Source organism: Moraxella sp. K127 (genome assembly GCF_015223095.1).
GTDB lineage: Bacteria > Pseudomonadota > Gammaproteobacteria > Pseudomonadales > Moraxellaceae > Moraxella.
Genome location: NZ_JADFBZ010000028.1, coordinates 19,195 through 36,617, shown reverse-complemented (window position 1 = coordinate 36,617; position 17,423 = coordinate 19,195). Strand labels below are relative to the sequence as shown.

The 17,423-nt window shown below is 45.2% G+C and carries 14 protein-coding genes; 10 read left to right on the top strand and 4 right to left on the bottom strand.

Features of this window, described 5'->3' with window-relative positions; genetic code table 11:
* Positions 1–16: 16 nt before the first annotated feature.
* Entirely contained in the window at positions 17–1,960 is a 1,944-nt protein-coding gene (locus IM753_RS07490; RefSeq protein ID WP_194109022.1) for an ATP-binding cassette domain-containing protein, read from the bottom strand.
* Between the two features lie 77 nt (positions 1,961–2,037).
* Here IM753_RS07490 and IM753_RS07485 point away from each other — a divergent pair, with 77 nt between their 5' ends.
* The 8 genes from IM753_RS07485 (at position 2,038) to IM753_RS07450 (ending at position 7,497) form a co-directional block, all read left to right on the top strand.
* Positions 2,038–2,253, top strand: a complete 216-nt coding sequence (locus tag IM753_RS07485; protein ID WP_194109021.1) for a SlyX family protein — start codon at positions 2,038–2,040, stop codon at positions 2,251–2,253.
* A 279-nt stretch (positions 2,254–2,532) separates the two neighbouring features.
* Positions 2,533–3,942, top strand: coding sequence for an outer membrane protein transport protein (locus tag IM753_RS07480; RefSeq protein WP_065256380.1), 1,410 nt, complete (start codon positions 2,533–2,535; stop codon positions 3,940–3,942).
* A 148-nt stretch (positions 3,943–4,090) separates the two neighbouring features.
* A complete protein-coding gene (locus IM753_RS07475; protein ID WP_065256379.1) occupies positions 4,091–4,951 on the top strand; it encodes an ABC transporter substrate-binding protein in 861 nt (286 codons plus the stop codon).
* Between the two features lie 143 nt (positions 4,952–5,094).
* Positions 5,095–5,790 carry a ribulose-phosphate 3-epimerase gene (gene rpe / locus IM753_RS07470; RefSeq protein WP_065256378.1) on the top strand — a complete coding sequence of 232 codons (696 nt, stop codon included), beginning with the start codon at positions 5,095–5,097 and terminating at the stop codon, positions 5,788–5,790.
* Positions 5,791–5,805: 15 nt separating this feature from the next.
* Positions 5,806–6,141 carry a hypothetical protein gene (locus IM753_RS07465; RefSeq protein ID WP_065256377.1) on the top strand — a complete coding sequence of 112 codons (336 nt, stop codon included), beginning with the start codon at positions 5,806–5,808 and terminating at the stop codon, positions 6,139–6,141.
* Positions 6,141–6,464: a hypothetical protein gene (locus IM753_RS07460; RefSeq protein ID WP_065256376.1), complete on the top strand. Its 324-nt coding sequence runs from the start codon at positions 6,141–6,143 to the stop codon at positions 6,462–6,464. The genes IM753_RS07465 and IM753_RS07460 overlap by 1 nt, the downstream gene beginning before the upstream one ends.
* A 136-nt stretch (positions 6,465–6,600) precedes the next feature.
* Positions 6,601–7,077, top strand: coding sequence for a transcription elongation factor GreA (gene greA / locus IM753_RS07455; RefSeq protein WP_065256375.1), 477 nt, complete (start codon positions 6,601–6,603; stop codon positions 7,075–7,077).
* A gap of 66 nt (positions 7,078–7,143) precedes the next feature.
* Positions 7,144–7,497 (top strand): SirB2 family protein, encoded by a 354-nt coding sequence (locus IM753_RS07450; RefSeq protein WP_065256374.1) that lies wholly within the window; start codon positions 7,144–7,146, stop codon positions 7,495–7,497.
* Between the two features lie 305 nt (positions 7,498–7,802).
* Here the strand turns inward: IM753_RS07450 and IM753_RS07445 are convergent, their stop codons facing one another.
* Entirely contained in the window at positions 7,803–8,132 is a 330-nt protein-coding gene (locus IM753_RS07445; protein WP_065256373.1) for a branched-chain amino acid transporter permease, read from the bottom strand.
* Entirely contained in the window at positions 8,129–8,854 is a 726-nt protein-coding gene (locus tag IM753_RS07440; RefSeq protein WP_065256372.1) for an AzlC family ABC transporter permease, read from the bottom strand. The genes IM753_RS07445 and IM753_RS07440 overlap by 4 nt, the downstream gene beginning before the upstream one ends.
* 299 nt (positions 8,855–9,153) lie before the next feature.
* Between IM753_RS07440 and IM753_RS07435 the strand changes: the two genes are divergently transcribed.
* Entirely contained in the window at positions 9,154–9,318 is a 165-nt protein-coding gene (locus IM753_RS07435; protein ID WP_156065161.1) for a lipoprotein, read from the top strand.
* Positions 9,319–9,366: 48 nt separating this feature from the next.
* Positions 9,367–10,158, top strand: coding sequence for a type I methionyl aminopeptidase (gene map, locus IM753_RS07430; RefSeq protein WP_065256371.1), 792 nt, complete (start codon positions 9,367–9,369; stop codon positions 10,156–10,158).
* Between the two features lie 168 nt (positions 10,159–10,326).
* Here the strand turns inward: map and IM753_RS07425 are convergent, their stop codons facing one another.
* Entirely contained in the window at positions 10,327–17,418 is a 7,092-nt protein-coding gene (locus IM753_RS07425; protein ID WP_194109020.1) for a Calx-beta domain-containing protein, read from the bottom strand.
* Positions 17,419–17,423 lie beyond the last annotated feature (5 nt).

Sequence of the window (17,423 nt, the reverse complement as noted above, 5' to 3'; positions counted from 1 at the left end):
AGGCTTGAAAATCTTTTTATTTTACCAAATTTTCCAATTCATCCCAACGCTCTAATTTTTCCATTAAAAGCTCATCAATCTCGCCAAGTCGTTCGCTATATTGGGTCGCCAATGCCAAATCACTGACAAATAACGAACCGTCCGCCAGTTTGTCATTTAGCTCGCTTTGCTCGCTTTCAAGGTCGGCAATTTCATTGGGTAGGCTTTCTAATTCACGTTGTTCTTTATAGGAGAGTTTGCGTTTTTGTTCAGCTTTGGGCGTGTCGGATTTTGGTTTGTCAGCTTTGACTGTTTCTGATTTTTCAACTTTATCCGCTTTGGGCTTGGTTGGTTCGCTCCGTGCTTTTTGGGTGAGATAATCTTGATAACCGCCCACATATTCATCAATCACGCCATGACCGTCCTTGTCCGTGCCAAATACCCACGTCTGCGTTACCACGTTATCCATAAAGGTGCGGTCGTGGCTGATGAGCAAAATCGTGCCGTCAAAGCCTGCAACAAATTCTTCCAAAAGTTCAAGCGTTGCCATATCAAGGTCGTTGGTCGGCTCATCAAGCACCAAGACGTTGGCAGGTTTTAGCAAATTTTTGGCGAGCAATACACGGGCTTTTTCGCCCCCTGATAGGGCTTTGACAGGTGTTCTGGCACGGTTTGGCGTGAACAAGAAGTCCTGCAAATACCCCAAAATGTGCGTGCGTCTTCCGCCCACGTCCACATAATCCGAGCCTTCGGAGACGTTTTCGGCAACGGATTTATCAAAGTCTAATTGGTCTTTTAATTGGTCAAAAAAGGCGATATTTAGGTTCGTGCCGAGCTTGACCGTACCGCCCACTTTGGCAGAGTCATCAAGCCCAAGCACGGTGCGGATTAGGGTCGTTTTGCCTACGCCATTGTTGCCGATGATACCGACTTTATCGCCACGCATGAGCAGGGTTGAGAAGTTTTTGACCAGTATTTTGCCGTCATATTGTAGGGTTAAGTCCTTGACTTCACAGACGATTTTTCCTGATTTTTCGGACGTGTTTTGGGTGAGAGAGACATTCCCCACCACATCACGGCGTTGTTTTCGCTCTTCACGAAGTGCCTTTAACGCACGCACACGCCCTTCGTTGCGAGTACGCCTTGCCTTAATGCCTTGGCGAATCCACACTTCTTCTTGGGCAAGTTTTTTGTCAAATTCTTCAAAAGACTTTTGCTCACTGGCAAGCTCCAACTCCTTTAATTCTTGATAGCGAGCATAGCCCTTGACCCCTTGAGTTACGTCATAGGTGGATAGTTTACCCCTATCCAATTCCACAATGCGAGTGGCAAGATTATCCACAAATTTGCGGTCGTGCGTGATAAATAGCACGGTCAAATTTTGCCCGAGCAGGTAATTTTCTAGCCAGTCAATGCTCTCTACGTCCAAATGGTTGGTCGGCTCATCAAGTAGCAACACATCAGGCTTAACCACCAATGCCCGAGCAAGCAAAACCCGTCTTTTGCGTCCGCCCGATAAGTCGGCAAGGCGGTCGGTGGGGTTTAGCCCCATGTTGTCAAGCAAGGTGCGAGCGTTGCGTTCTAGCTCCCAGCCGTGCAGGGCGTCAATCTCATGTTGCACGTCCGTCATACGCTCGCAAGCGGTCATGTCGCCTGCCCCACATTTGTCCGATAGGTCGTGGTATTGGCGAAGCAGGGTTGCCACTTTTTCATCGCCATTCATGACAATGTCAAGCAAGGTGCCGTCATCGCTTGGCACGTCTTGGGCAAGCATGGCAATCTTGATACCGTCTGCGATGATAATCTCGCCGTCATCAGGGGCTTGTGTGCCGTCAATAAGCTTAAAGAGCGTGGATTTACCTTCGCCATTTCGTCCGATGAGACATACCCGCTCGCCCGTATCAAGGCTAAAATTAACGTGGTCCAAGACAGGGGCAACGCCAAAGGCAAGGGAGTTATTTTTTAGATGAATGAGTGCCATAATTTATTTTCAATACGGATTTTCAATGATAAAATGGGTCAATTATAGCAAATTTACACCTTAAAGGGGAAAATAAAATGACAGGCACCCACGCTGATATTACTGACTTACAAATCAAAATCGCCTATCTTGAAAATACGGTAGATACGCTAAATGATGTCATCGCCCAGCAGGATAAAGCCTTAAAAGACTTACAAGACCAATTAAAACTTTTGTATAAATTTTTAGAAAGTCGTGATGATGACGGTATTGCTCCGTTTGATTTACTGGCGGATAGACCACCGCATTATTGAGTGGATAAAACAAAAAACTGTATTTAATTTATAATAATTATTATTATTTGTAATATTTTATCCATATTTACAAATTTTTGATGAAATGCCAAAAAATGGGGATTTTGTGCGGTTTTTGCTATTGCTTTATGAGTTATTTTGTTTTAATATGTAGCAATGAAACATTTGTTAAAACGTTTGTTATACGATTGTAAAAACAGTTGTATGGATGTTTTGGCAGGATTTCTAGGTGTATGTGCGACATACGGAAATTTTATGGTAATAAATCGGAGTGGTTCTATGTTTAACTACAAACACTTAGCAGTAGCGATTGCGTCCATCAGTGCAGTTGGCGTGGCAGATGCAGCAGGTCTTGACCGTTCAGGGCAGGACATCACGGCATTTTTACAAGATGGCACTTATGGCGAAGTGGTCTATACTTATATTGATGCGGATGTGTCAGGCAAGGACATCTCTGACAACTCAATCTCTGACATTGCCGAAGCCTATGATTTTGGGCGTTTTGGTGTGAAAGCGGACATTAATGACACGTTTAGTGTGGGCGTACTTTATGATGAGCCATGGGGTGCGGCGGTACAGTATGGTGGTAGCAATAACTTTGTTAGCCAAGGGGCAGATGCAACAGTTAATGCTTTAACTGGTGGTCTTGCTCCTAATGTGGCAACTGCCCAAGCACGATTTGCACAAGCCCAAGCTGGTATTGCTCAGTTACAAAATGCCATCGCACAAACTGCAGCAGCTGGTGGCGATACTACCGCACTACAAGCACAGCTTGCTAGCACTGTAACCACTGCTCGCAACTTAGGCAGTGCGTTAAATGTCGCATCTACTGCCGAAGAACAAAAAGACGAAGGCACCAACGTAGAAATCCGCACCCAAAACGCCACATTATTACTTGGTGCCAAATTGGGTGAAAACAAAAACTTCCAAATCTATGGTGGTCCACAAATGCAACGCCTGACAGGTGAAGTGCATTTGCGTGGCACTGCGTATGGTGGCATGGGTGGTTATGACGCCAACATCGGTGCAGACATGGGCTATGGCTGGGTGGCTGGTGTTGCTTATCACAAGCCTGAGATTGCCCTAAAAGCTGCCTTGACCTATCGCTCCGAGATTGACCACGAGCGTTCTATTGCTGAATTTGTACCTGCAACAGGCTATGCAGGCTCTCGTGACTTTAAAGTTACCCTACCTGAGTCATGGAATCTAGACTTTCAAACAGGGATTAACCCAACCACGCTCTTGACCGCCAAAGTGCGTTATGTGCCATGGTCTGACTTTAATATTACACCACCACAATATAGTGACACCATCAAAGGCAGTAACCCTGCTCTTTATCCAAATGGTCTGCCCATTGTACGCTATGCAAAAGATCAGTGGTCGGCAGAAGTTGGTTTGGGCAAAAAAGTCAGTGACAAACTTGCTGTATCAGGCAGTGTCGGTTATGACAGCGGTGCAGGCAATCCTGTCAGTACGCTAGGACCTATCAAAGGCTATTATAGCCTAGGCTTGGGTGCAAAATATAACGTTACCCCAGAATGGTCAGTGTCGCTTGGCGGTAAATACTTTAAATTCGGCGATGCAACTGCACAAATCCCAACTCAGGTAGGGACAGATGCTAGCGTGGCACGTTTTGAAGATAACGACGGCTATGCGGTCGGTCTAAAACTGGCTTATCAGAAAAAATAACCAAAACCCCAAACTCCCAAAAAAACGGTTTGAGCATTCAAGCCGTTTTTTTAGTTTACATTTACAAACCTTTTAACTTGCATAAACAATCAATTTTTATTATAATAACCAAATTAACGATATCGGGATTATTTCATAATTTATTGTTATGAGATTTATCAACATTAGCTTACCAACTTCGGGAGAATACACCTTGCGTCCATTCAAATCACTTTTTGCACTTATGCTATCCATCCCACTTGTTGCCTGTGGCGACAAACCTAGCGAGACAACAAATACAGCCACCAGCAATGAGCCTGCCACGACCCATGTTCAAGCCACCGATAACAACTTGCCTGTATATCGTGTTGGGACAATGCCAGACTATGCCCCTTATGGTGTGAGCGATGAAAAAGGACAGATTGGTGGGTTGGACATAGACATCTTGCAAGCGGTTGCCAAAGACCAAGGATTTGTCATTACCACTCACAGCGTGCCATGGGACATCATGCCAGAAGCGTTAAACAGCAATGAAGTTGATATCATTGCCAATGGTTTGGCAGGCGATGATTATCCCCAAGACACCATTGTTGCCACTGACAGCTACATGCGGTCTGCTGACTGTGTTTGGGCAAAGGATAAGGAGAAATTAGCGAACTGGCAAAAAGGCATCATTGCCACGCCTGATGTGGCGGACATGGGTGCAGAGCTTGCTGAGAACTTTAATATCAGTGAGTCACAGCTCGTGATTGACAAATTAGAATTTGGCAGTTTACAAAGCTTGATTCATGATAGAGCGGACGTGGTAGTAAGCGATTGCGTGGCATTAGATTATTTTGGTAAACGAGAAGAGTTTAAGGCATTCCAATTTGAAAAAATGATCGTGCCTGATTCAGATTTGCCCGAGCAGTCCGACTTAGTGTTTATGGTACGCAGAGAAGATGATGAACTATTAAACAAAATCAATCAAGGACTTGCTAATATCAAAAAAAGCGGTGAACTTGCCCAAATAGAACAAAAATGGCACTAAATCCTTTGGTGTTAAAATTACTAACAAACCACTTGTTTCTAGCAAGTGGTTTTTGTGATTTTTCATGTCAAAATATATGCTAAAAATCGCATTTTGGCACAAAATCTGCTATCATAAGCCAAATTTTAACTTTATTATTCACCATGAAAATCCTACCTGAAAAACAATTTCTTATCGCCCCGTCTATTTTATCAGCCGATTTTGCCCGTCTGGGCGATGACACAAAAGCCGTGCTAGATGCAGGGGCGGACGTGGTGCATTTTGATGTCATGGATAACCACTATGTGCCAAACTTGACTTTTGGGGCGATGGTCTGCCGTGCCTTAAAAGATTATGGCATTACCGCCCCCATAGATGTGCATCTTATGGTAAAGCCTGTTGATAGAATGATTGAGGAGTTTATCAAGGCAGGGGCGGATATTATTACCTTTCACCCAGAGGCAAGCGAGCATATTGACAGAAGTTTACAGCTTATCAAGGACAGTGGTGTCAAGTGTGGATTGGTCTTTAACCCTGCCACGCCCTTACACTACCTAGATTATACCATTGACAAACTTGACCAAATTCTTATCATGAGCGTAAACCCTGGTTTTGGTGGGCAAAAGTTCATTGATGGTACGCTTGATAAGGTGCGAGCGGTTCGCCGTATGATAGATGAGCGTGGGCTTGACATTCGCTTGGAGATTGACGGCGGTGTTAATCCTGACAATATCCGTGCGATTGCGGACGCTGGCGTGGATATGTTTGTGGCGGGTTCGGCGATTTTTGGTAAAGAGGATTATAAGGCGGTCATTGAAAAAATGCGTGATGAGCTTGCCAAGTCTGATTTGGCTAAATGATGGTACGGTAAATTTATGTCAGAATTAAATACTAATCCCAAATCCCTAAGTTCAAAACCTCCAAGCCTCGTCCCCATTGGTGTAACCATTGGGCTTGCTGTTTTTGCCCTTGTGCTTGCGTTGGCAGGGTATGGCTTTCGCCTACTGGCAGGGCATGACGTGGGGGCGGTGGTGCGTCATGCATCTGTGGTGGTGTCGTTTTTTATGATTGTTGTGCCAGCGTTGTTCGTGGGTGGGGCAAAGCTATTAAACGAATTTAACGGGGCAAATATCCAAACCCGCAACGCCATCACGCTTGGGTATCTCACATCTGTTGTGGCGATTTTGACGATTATGGGGCGGTATAGCTGATGGCAAATTTTCAAATAAGCAACATTTTACCTGACCGTTTTGTGCCAAAGGACATTCCCAAAGGCTTGATTTTGACCCTTATCATCGTCATCATGCTCACAAGTCTGTCCGCTTATCGTTATGGCAATGGCAACACCATGCAAGGCGTACTTCATGTCCTAGAAAACTGGGTGCTATACCTGCTCCTTATCCCAAGTTGTACCGCCCTTGTCAGTCTGCCGATAAAATACCGAGACAACAGCTTTGATGTGCGGATGGCGTATTATCTGGGGATGTTTGTGGGACTGCTATTTATGATGGCAAAACTTAGATATTGGCGTTAAAACGGTTGCAATTACTGGCTGTTTTTAGTATAATACCAAGCTAACAATTTGGCAAAAAGCCAATCACAGATGACAGAACACCACCCCAATCGGCGTGGTGTTTTTAGCTATGTATTGATAATTATCAGGAGAGACCATGCAACGCTATCCCATGACCCCACAAGGACACGCCGCCCTAGAAGCAGAATTAAAACAGCTCAAAACCGTGGAGCGTCCACGCATTACCGCCGCCATTGCCGAAGCTCGTGAGCATGGCGACCTAAAAGAAAACGCTGAATACCATGCCGCTCGGGAACAGCAAGGGCTGTCCGAAGCACGCATTCGTGACATCGAAGCAAAACTTGGCGGGGCTCAGGTCATTGACCCCACCACCCTACCCCAAGACGGGCGTGTGGTATTTGGCGTGACCGTGGTCATCGAAGACGTGGATTCGGGCGACCAAAAACGCTACAAAATCGTGGGCGAAGATGAAGCGGATGTCAAAGTCGGCAAAATCTCGGTTGGCAGTCCCATTGCCAAAGGCTTGATTGGTAAATCAGAAGGTGATGAAGCCAAAATCCAAACCCCAAGCGGTTTGGCAGAGTATGAGATTGTTGAAGTCCTATACGAATAATGAGCTTTGCCAGTCATCGCCAACAAATATAAACGATACAAACAACACACTCACTAAGGTCGTCTTATGAAACATCTACATTTACTCATGGTTGTGATTACCATTGGGCTGTTTTTATATCAAACAGGGCTGATTTTCGCAGGCGGTCAGGTGACCCAGTCACGCACCTTTAAGATAGCAAGCCACGTCATCTATTTGCTACTGGTTGGTAGTGGGCTTTATTTGATGTGGCGGTTGTGGCAAGTAGCAGGGGCTCAGTATTGGGCGGTTGTCAAGATTATGCTGTTGGCTGTGGCGGTCTCTGCCAATATCAAGGCTTTGCGGGCTCCACTACTGAGCCAAAAAAAGGCAGGCATGGTGATTGCAGGTATCGCCTATGTGGGGATTTTGGTGCTGGCAGTAACCAAGCCCATGCTTTGATACACCATGGCACATGATGACATCCCTGTCATGTGCCATCCTTGCCATTTCTGGTTTTTTGTGAGTGATGATACTTATAAATTGACATCTATTAATTAGGACAACCACTCGCCCCTACACGCCCATCATCTACATCCATCATTTAAAATACATACCTAACGAACTTGATATTTACCACAGGCTTGTAGGGATATGCTGAGTACACCTTTTGATGATATTGCCATGCAAAGCGTGCTCAGCAGCCCCTACATCCACACATCATGTGGTTGTAGTAGCCGTACTCATTGACGCTTTTATATACTTTTTTACACAAACACCTTTTGCACCAATATCATATACAAAATCGTCCCCACGCCAATGGAGATAAACATATTTTTTCGCCATAGGTGCAACCCCACGACCACCGCCCCTGCGATAAACTCCGCCATGCCGTGATATTGCCCCAAAATATCTACGTTTTTGTAGCAATACACCACGAGCAGTCCAAACACCGCAGACGGCAACGCCTTGCCCAGATATTGCACAAAATCAGGCACTTTTTTGTGAGCAGGAAAGGCCCAAAACGCCACCCAACGGCAGAGCTGAACGGCAACAATGGCAGTGGCAATGGTCAAAAGTTGTTCATTTAGGGTCATTTTGCCACCTTATTGGTCAATTTGTCATGAAGTGCCGAGCGTCTGACGGTCAAATACACCAAAATGCCGAGCATGGCAGGGATTAAAAAGTTCGTTTTGCCAAACACCACCAACGCCAACGCCGTCATGCCAATGCCAAGGAGCGAGCTTTCGTGCGTGGCTTCCCTACCCCATTGCTCCACAAAAATCACCAAAAATAGTGCTGTCATCGCAAACTCCGCCCCCTTCAAATCAAACGGCAACACCGCCCCCATGACCGCCCCCAGTGCCGACCCTGTTACCCAATAAAGGTGCAAAAACAGCGTAACTAACACCATAAACCACGCCTTATCCACGCCTGCCTTGTCCGTGTCGGCGGTGTAGTTAATGGCAAAGCTCTCATCCACCATGCCTGCGATGAGATACCAGCGTTTCCACCCCGTAATGCCCCGAAATTTATCCAACATAGAAATGGCATAAAAAATCTGTCTGGCACTAATCATCGCCACAAGCAAAAACACCGATGACGGGTTGAACGCCATGATAAGTAGCCCCGCCACGATAAATTCCACCGACCCTGCAAAAATCAGCACCGCCATGATGACAGGATACCATGCCGAAAAGCCAAGCGAGTGCATATACACCCCATACGCCATACCCAAAAACAAAAAGCCCGACAAAATGGGCAAGCTCTGGGTAAAGGCGTATTTGGCGGTAGTTCTAAAACAATAGTCGGTGGTCATGGTGTGGGCAGGTTATGATAAAGAGAAATATTTTACTTCATTCTCAACTTAAAATGGTAACTTATTGATTGTTTGAGAATTATTTTTGAGTCTTAGGGACGAATTGCAATTCACCCTTGATAAATCAATCATTTATACAAAGTTGAGAATGGCATATATTTTACTTGAAAAGACGACAATTTATCATGACAAATTATTATCTTTTAAAAAGCAAAAAGTTTGTCATATCAGATTTTACAAATCAAGCGATTTTGGCAAAATTATGTTAAAATAACCTTTTGTTATTTTAGAATTTGATGATGAAAAACTTATTATTTAGCCTAGCACTGGCACTCACCCTAACCGCATGCGGACAAAAAGGGGCGTTATACCTGCCCGAAAAATCCCCCACCCCACCCCACTCTACCCCAACGCAAGGCGAGCCTGTGGACATGCCTGTTAGCACCGATTCCAATGATTATTGATGGCAAAGATTGATTTTATAAATTTTGACAAATAAAAAAGAGAACCCCATGAGTAAAGTTATCCCCCTATTAAACAAAGACGGCATTGAAAAGATGAAAGTGGCAGGACAACTTGCCTCAGAAGTCCTACAAATGCTAGACCCCCACGTCAAGGCAGGGGTAAGTACAGGCTTTTTGGACGATTTGGCGTACAAACACATCACCGAAGTCCAAAACGCCATTCCTGCTTGCCTAAACTACCACGGCTACCCCTACACCCTATGCACGTCTATCAACCATGTGGTGTGTCATGGCATGCCCGACCACGAGCGTATCTTAAAGGATGGCGACATCATCAACATTGACGTAACGGTCATTAAAGACGGCTATTATGGCGACACGTCCGCCATGTGGATTATCGGCGAAGGCTCGGTCATGGCAAACCGCCTATGCAAAGTCGCCCAAGACGCTCTGTATGCAGGTATTAGCGTGGTAAAAAATGGAGCAAGACTTGGCGACATCGGGGCGGAGATTGAAAAGATTGTCCTGCCTGAGCGGTTTTCTATCGTGCGTGAGTTCTGCGGTCATGGCATTGGCACCGAGTTTCACTGCGAGCCACAGGTGCTACACTACGGCAAAGCAGGAACAGGCGTGGAGCTAAAAACAGGCATGGCACTGACCATTGAGCCGATGATTAACCAAGGCGTATGGCAAACCAAAATCATGAAAGACGGCTGGACGGCTATCACCAAAGACCGCAAACTCTCCGCTCAATGGGAACATACACTCATCGTTACCGATAACGGCTGTATCATTACCACAGGGCGACCCGATGAAGATCTAAGCTGGGTGAAAAGCTAGATACCCAACTTAATATCAAAACAAAGACCCGACATGATTTGTTGGGTCTTTTGTTGTTGGGTTTGTTGATAAACTCCTTATTGGATACAAACTTAACACCCGTCAACAGTCAAACAAAAACGCCCCCATTGGGAGCGTTTTTGATGTTGTTTTACAGTATTGAGATGGTTAGACACCTGAAACGTTAATACCGTCTTGGATGTAAAGTTTTACACTTCCATCATCTGTATAACCTTCATATACTTTAAAGGTTGTGCCGGTTTTTTCGTCATTATAAGTTTCTTCTGACTCTGTATTCATGCCTTTCATCAATTTCACGGTATCTCTACCATCCCCATCCACATCACCACGAATGAACAGTTGATTTCTACCATCTGTCATATTTAGTACTGTGTCAGCAGTGATTTCTAGCGTCTGAGCAAAATCATTTCTCATATCAATCTCTTCAATATTCTTAACGTTTCGCACATCGTTAAAGTCAATAGGTAATGGATTGTTATTCTCGTCAAGCTCCAACCAATGTGTTAATGACAGGATATCCACATAATCCTTACCATCGGTTGCTTTGCCACCCTGATTATTGGCACCATCACCGTCAATCAAGACTGCATCTTTGGCATAGAACAATACATCATTACCAGCACCGCCAATGAGTGTATCTCCACCGCCATTACCAACAATGACATCATCACCGATACCACCATAGATAATATCAGCTTGGGTTGAGCCTACAATATAATCATTACTCTCACCATCAACGTAAGGATTGGCACGACTTTCTTGCATTTGAGCCTTTGTTAAACCTTCAAAATTAAATACCACCTCTGACTTGGCAATATCGCCATCTGAGTCACTATATTGATATTCCACTGTGAATGTCTCATCAGCCCCTTCGGCAATAAGTCTGGCAATATCATTGACAGCAGTAAAACGATAATCACCATCTTTTCTACCCACAAGCGTACCATAAGTAGTAACGATTTCAGTAGACTGAGCATTTTCTTGGGTGGTTTCTCTGCCGTTGGCGTCTTTGTAGGTGATTTCTTTAATATGTGGATTATCACCATCAATGGTTGCCGTCCATAGAACATCAACCTTTTTGTTGCCTTGACTGTCTAGCAACAAGTCACCACCCATATGAATCTTACCTTGAATATCAACGTTGGTTTCAAGGTCAAGGGGGTTTGTGATAGGCTCGATACGAGCTTGGACGTTATAGTTATTGGTCTGGTTTTCATCTGAATGCACAAGCACCATCTGAGCTTTATCTAAGAACGCTAACGCCTTATCCACATCTTCTTTACTAAGTATCGGGTTGCTTGGGTGGTTATCATGGAAACCGTTGGCAACCAAACCAAGATTCTCCGCCTCAGTAATCAAGCCTGTACCAAATGTCTCTTTTAGCATTTCCATAGCTACCTGATCATAAAGATAGCCAGTTGTTCCACCTGTCTTAACCTTCAAGGATTCTTGCAGGAAGTACAAATATTGGGCTTGCAGATAATCGGCATAACTGACATTTTCTGGCATACCTTGTGGGACATTATTGGCAACAGGAACAAATCCTTCAACACTCAAGCGATAAGCTGTATCGCCAATGATAAAGGTCTTGTCTGACTGCTTAAATGCCACCAAATCGCCTGCTACGCCATCAAGAACACCGACGTTTTGAGTCTCTAGATGCACAAAGTTGTAGTCAATGTCTGAGATGGTAACATCTTTGCCATTGATAGCTGTATTAAAGCTGTAGGTCAACGTACCCGAGCGAATCTGCTGACTGGCTGTATAAATAGAGTAGTTTTGGTGAGTAAATGTACCGATATTGAACGATTCACCAAGACCTGTGATTAGCTCCTTAACGTTAGTGCCAGAGAACTCGCTGTTTTCTCTAGCTTCATAGGCAGCTTGATTATACCCTTGGTTTTCCCATGGAAATGGCACACCCCATGCAATTCCGTCATACAATGGGTCATCATCTAAAATTCTCCAACGAGCAGGGTAATTATCTCTTAAATCATTAAATACATTATCGTTTAAATTTTCAACGCCTTTTAAAGTGACATTCTGCTTAAAGCCACCGATTAGACCGCTAAGAGTCACTTCGTCATGAGCCACTTGGATATTATGCACCACTCGTTCTGCGATTGGTGCATCATCTTCAATCACTACCACCACAGTCTCATTGGTTGCAATGTTTGAATCACCATCTTTGGCAATGATGGTAAAGTTTACAGGCAAGTTGTCTTGACCTTCTCCTGCTGACGAATCAGCGGTAATGATAGAGTTACCCTCATGATAAATGGCTTTATGAAGCTCAACATCATAGGTAAACTCAACCACTTCTTTGCCATCAACAGTTGCAACTTTACGAGAGTTGTTATCTATCGTAACGGTCAATGCGGGGTCTTCGACATCAGTCTCATAGGCATACCAAGTAATCTTGCCTGCGACGCTTTCATCTTTTTCCCATGTCAGATTCGCACCATTTTGACTCAAGCGAATTGGGGTGGCATTTGACAAGTCTAACGACAGTCTATCAAGCAAGTTTGTATCAGTGGTATCGACATTGGTGATGCATATCTTGCCTGATGTTCTTGTCTCATTAGTGATGTCGTAGTCATTATTATTTGGTGTACTTGCATTTACTGTGGTGTTGTTGGCGTGCTTAGCAGAGTCATTATCTTTATTACCTCCTGGCAAGCCCTCTTCTGAGACGTGAGCTGGTGGATCAAGCTCAATGGCGGGCTTATCCTTGTTGGCATCAGTCTCACCTTCAAAGTCATCAATCACCGTGGTTACTGACTGCTTATTAGAGTCTGTGGTGCGAACATCAGCATCGTCAAGTTTGGCCTCAATGAGCTCAACACGATAGGTCTCTTTACCCTCATAAATGTCATCATCAACAATCGGAAGATTAATCTCAAACTTGGTTTGACCCGCTGGGATTTCAACTTCGACCACTCTATCGATCACAACAGAGTCACCAAAGTCTGCTTGTTCGGCAGGATTGATGGTGTCACTTGCTTCGGGTAAGGTTACTTTATATTTTACCTTGATTGGCTTATCAGAAGTTTTGCCATTTTCAATCTCAATGGTGTAATTAGCCGAGCCTGCACTTTCAAGGACTTCATCGTCACCCTTGATGATAACCACAGGTTTATCCCCTGTTGGTGCAGGGTTATCTGTTGGGTCGACAGGTTTGGTTGGGTCAAATGGCTTGTCCCCATCTTTACCATCATCCACGATATAGCCTGTTGCATTGCCATTGTTGGAATCGATTTTTGGCTCAATACGTGAATCAGTTGTGCCTGTATCATCCACATCAGTGATGGCAAGTGTGACTTTCTCTGAGATTTCATAGACATCATCATCTTTGGCATAGATACGCACTTTGATGTGACCTTTGGTGTCGGTCGCATCTTGTGGCATGGTAACCACTTTGCCTGCAACTAGGTCGGCATAAGTTGCATCCGCCAATTGCTTGCCAGTCTCATCGACAATCTCAACACGAGCCACATCCTTAGCATCAATCTCGGTGCCACCAGCTTGGATTTGCAAAGTGATCTTAACATCACCTTTGAAGCTATTACCCTCAACGATGGCACTGCGAGCCACAGTAAACTCCACAAAGTCATCTGCGGTGGCTTTTTCAACTGCCACTGGCTTGGTGGCTTTGATAGAGACCACTGGTGTTTTTCTGTCATCATCTGCTTTTGGCAGGTCATCAGGGGTGACAGGTTCGTCAGGATTGTTAGGATCCTTCATTGGTCCATCAGGATTGTTCGGGTCAGGGTAGTTAGATGGGTCGTTTGGATCACGTCCATCGGTGGTGCCTTGACCTTCGTCATTGATGGTGGTGATGACGGTGTTGGCTTTGTCATTAACCACAGCTTTGTTGTCGGCATGGACAATGCTCACGCTGTAATCTTCGTTACCTTCGTGCTCTTCGTCGTTTTTAATACCAACATTGATGGTTGCTTTGGTGTCGCCTTTTTTGATGGTGACAGTTTGTACCGTGCCGATGTTGGCGGTGGTAAAGTCATCATTTTCGGTTGGGTTATCGTTTGGACCATCTGCTTTGTGGTTGATGACATAGCTGATGACAATGTCTTCGGTGGCAGGACGGTCTAGGGCAACGGTATAAGTAACCGTACCTACTGCTTCATTGACAAGCTCTGGACCACTGATGGCAACGATTGGCTTATCGCCCAAGGTGTTGTCTTTATCCACTGGCACCAATGGGTTTTCATCAGGGTTATTTGGGTCATGTGGCTTGGCTGGGTCTTTTGGCACCATTGGGCTGTCATTAGACGGCACTTCTGGGGTGCTTGGTGTTACCGGATTGTTCGGATCAGTTGTCTCATTTGGATTTTTTGGGGTGCCATCATAAGGCTCATCTTTGATTTCGCCTGTGGCAGTATTGTCCTTGGCATTAGGACTGATTGAACCTTTGCTAACGTCTACCACTTGAACACTGATGGTCTCTGTGCCTTCAGGGATGTCATCATCTTTGGCAGTGATGGTAATGACAGGTGCTGTGGTGCCATTGACAGGGATAACCACCTCAATGCCATCTGTAAAGAATTTGGCAATGTCAGCTGGGTCTTTAATGGTTACTTTTGTATTTGTACCATCTGTGTAGCTGATGGACTCGATGTCATCTGCACTCACCGTACCTGCTGGTAGGTTGCCTTTTACTTTAATGGTGTTGGCTTCGTCAATGGTGTCACTTTGAGACACTTCAAAGACAAGTTTGTTGTCTGTGGCAGGGTCATCACCTTCACCGCCTTCAATGGCGACAGAGTCTGTGGCTTTGATAGAGACGATGGGCTTTGGTGCTTCTACTGGATAAGTAACGTTGACCGGTGTCGGCTCTGAGAAATCGTCAGAGTCAATGTCTTTGACCACATAGTTAATCGGTGACGGGTCTTTATCGCCCAGCTCTGGCACAGGCGTGAATGTAATCTCCCCTGGATTAGGACCAACCGTCCAAGTACCCTCGTTAGGCACAATAATCTCATCCACAGGCTGTTTGGTGATAGGATTGATAAGTTTAACAGTTGTAGGATCGACATTGTTATCATTATCAACAACGTTTTGTGTGACAGGATGACCCTTAAACCCTGGTTTTGTATCAGGATTGGTGGCAATAGGCGTGTCATCGCCATCCACCGGCTGTGGATAACTAACCACCACAGGTGTCGGTGGCAACACATTACCATTGTCATCTTCAACAACATAGCTGATCGGTGTTGGATTGCCTGTGAAGTTAGGGTCAGGGGTAAAGGTAACTTCGCCATCTGGGGTTACTGTCCAAGTACCTTCGTCAGGGATGGTAACTTTGTCAGATGGTGGGTTATTTGGATTGTTAGGGTCTACCAGTTTGACGGTGCTTGGGTCTACATTACCATCATTGTCTGTAACTTTTTGAGTAACAGGTTTGCCCGGTGTGCCGATTTTGGTGCCGGGGGTGGTAGGATTTGGATAGATGACGGTAACTGGCGTTGGCAACGTAGTATGACCGTTAGAATCCGTGCCGATATAGTTAATCGGTGTTGGGTTGCCCGTATAGTTATCCTCTGGCTTGAAGGTAACAATGCCTTTATCATCAACACTCCAAGTACCTTGACCTTTAATGACAACTTCATTGGTAGGTTCGCCAGTAGATGGATTGATGATTTTAACGCTGTCTTTGACAATGTTCTTATCATTTGCCAATACGTCTACATCAACAGGTTTGCCATAAGAACCTGTTTTGACATCAGCGGTGGTCATTGATGGATAAGTGACGTTAATCGGTGTTGGTAGCAACTGATTGCCATCAGTGTCTTTGACGACATAGTTAATGGGCTTAGGACTGCCTGCAAAGCCAGTATCAGGGGTGAAGGTCACTTTGCCGTCACTTACCGTCCAAGTACCCTCGTCTTTTACTTTTACAGTATCGACCAATATTGGGGTTTCGGGAGTACCAGGGTTGGCAGGGTCAATCAGTCTGACCGAAGATGCATCCACCGCATTATCATTGGTTGTGACATCAATGGTAACGGGCTCGCCTAGATTACCCACCTGCACGTCAGGTCTGGTGTGACCATTGCCATAACTTACGCTGTCATAACTAACACCGACCGTTGTCTCATAATCCCCTCCTGTCGTGGTAGTGACTCGGTATTTGATGGGAGTTGGGTTGTCTGTAAAGCCATCTTCGGGCGTAAAGGTCACCTCACCTGTTGGCTTATTATCACCACCAAGCACAAGCTCCCACTTGCCCTCACCTGCCACAACCAAAGCCAAGCCCGTCTCGCCTGTGGCAGGATTGACAAGTTGTAGGGTCTCAGTTACCAGTCCGTCCTTGTTATCGTTAGCCAATACATCCTGAGTGACTGGCGTGCCTGCTTTGCCCGATGCGTTATCAGCGGTTAGGGCATGACCGTAGTCCACCGCCACCGCAGTGCTAACTGAATATTCCCCTTGGTTGTTTGGCACGATGTAGTTGATGGGGGTTGGGTTGCCTGTAAAACCCTCTTCTCGGACAAAAGTGACATTACCCTCGTCATCTACTGTCCATGTACCCTGCCCTTTTACGGTGACTTTTTTACCGTCTTCTTCGGTGCTGATTTGGTTGGTTTGTGGGCTGATGAGCTTAATGCCAGCTTTATTGATATTTGATGAGCTGTCATTATCTAACACATTAATCGTCACCCCATTTACTTTTTCATCTTCGCTAACCTGTGCCAAGACAATGTCAGGCGTGGTGTTAGGTCTTGCCTCAGCTAGCGGTGCTGGGTCATCATCTTTATCTCTGATAAGAAAAGGCACCACGCCCAGTAGTGGCCACCATGGCAAGCCATTGACCATCATAATCCAAAATGGCACCAGCATTTCCTCGCCGCCCAGTGCCTGACCTTCGACATCGCCCGCTTGAAGTTGAGTGACGTAGTCTGCCACTTCACCGGTATCAGGAATATAATAGTAGTAACGACCGTTTTCGGCGATACCCACCAAGCCCTGCTCATCATTTTCATAAAAGTCTTCGATGATAAGGTCGCTCTCAACACCCTCTCGCTCAAAAGAGACGTGCAGGTCTTTGCCTTGACGCTTGGTGATGATGTGGTTAGGGGCACGTCCGATAGATTCATCAAAAAAGTCATAATTGACATGCTTGCCTGCTTTGATGACCGTAGGCTGACCGTCTTTGGTCACCACACGCACTTCATTAATGGCTTCATTGGTATTATAGGTTTTTACAATCACGGTTTTCATAGATA

Coding starts and splice junctions, on each gene's coding strand:
- IM753_RS07490 (WP_194109022.1), bottom strand. CDS start 1,960: ATGGCACTCATTCATCTAAAAAATAACTCCCTTGCCTTTGGCGTTGCC.
- IM753_RS07475 (WP_065256379.1), top strand. CDS start 4,091: ATGAGATTTATCAACATTAGCTTACCAACTTCGGGAGAATACACCTTG.
- IM753_RS07440 (WP_065256372.1), bottom strand. CDS start 8,854: ATGACCACCGACTATTGTTTTAGAACTACCGCCAAATACGCCTTTACC.
- greA (WP_065256375.1), top strand. CDS start 6,601: ATGCAACGCTATCCCATGACCCCACAAGGACACGCCGCCCTAGAAGCA.
- IM753_RS07485 (WP_194109021.1), top strand. CDS start 2,038: ATGACAGGCACCCACGCTGATATTACTGACTTACAAATCAAAATCGCC.
- rpe (WP_065256378.1), top strand. CDS start 5,095: ATGAAAATCCTACCTGAAAAACAATTTCTTATCGCCCCGTCTATTTTA.
- IM753_RS07465 (WP_065256377.1), top strand. CDS start 5,806: ATGTCAGAATTAAATACTAATCCCAAATCCCTAAGTTCAAAACCTCCA.
- map (WP_065256371.1), top strand. CDS start 9,367: ATGAGTAAAGTTATCCCCCTATTAAACAAAGACGGCATTGAAAAGATG.
- IM753_RS07425 (WP_194109020.1), bottom strand. CDS start 17,418: ATGAAAACCGTGATTGTAAAAACCTATAATACCAATGAAGCCATTAAT.
- IM753_RS07435 (WP_156065161.1), top strand. CDS start 9,154: ATGAAAAACTTATTATTTAGCCTAGCACTGGCACTCACCCTAACCGCA.
- IM753_RS07445 (WP_065256373.1), bottom strand. CDS start 8,132: ATGACCCTAAATGAACAACTTTTGACCATTGCCACTGCCATTGTTGCC.
- IM753_RS07450 (WP_065256374.1), top strand. CDS start 7,144: ATGAAACATCTACATTTACTCATGGTTGTGATTACCATTGGGCTGTTT.
- IM753_RS07480 (WP_065256380.1), top strand. CDS start 2,533: ATGTTTAACTACAAACACTTAGCAGTAGCGATTGCGTCCATCAGTGCA.
- IM753_RS07460 (WP_065256376.1), top strand. CDS start 6,141: ATGGCAAATTTTCAAATAAGCAACATTTTACCTGACCGTTTTGTGCCA.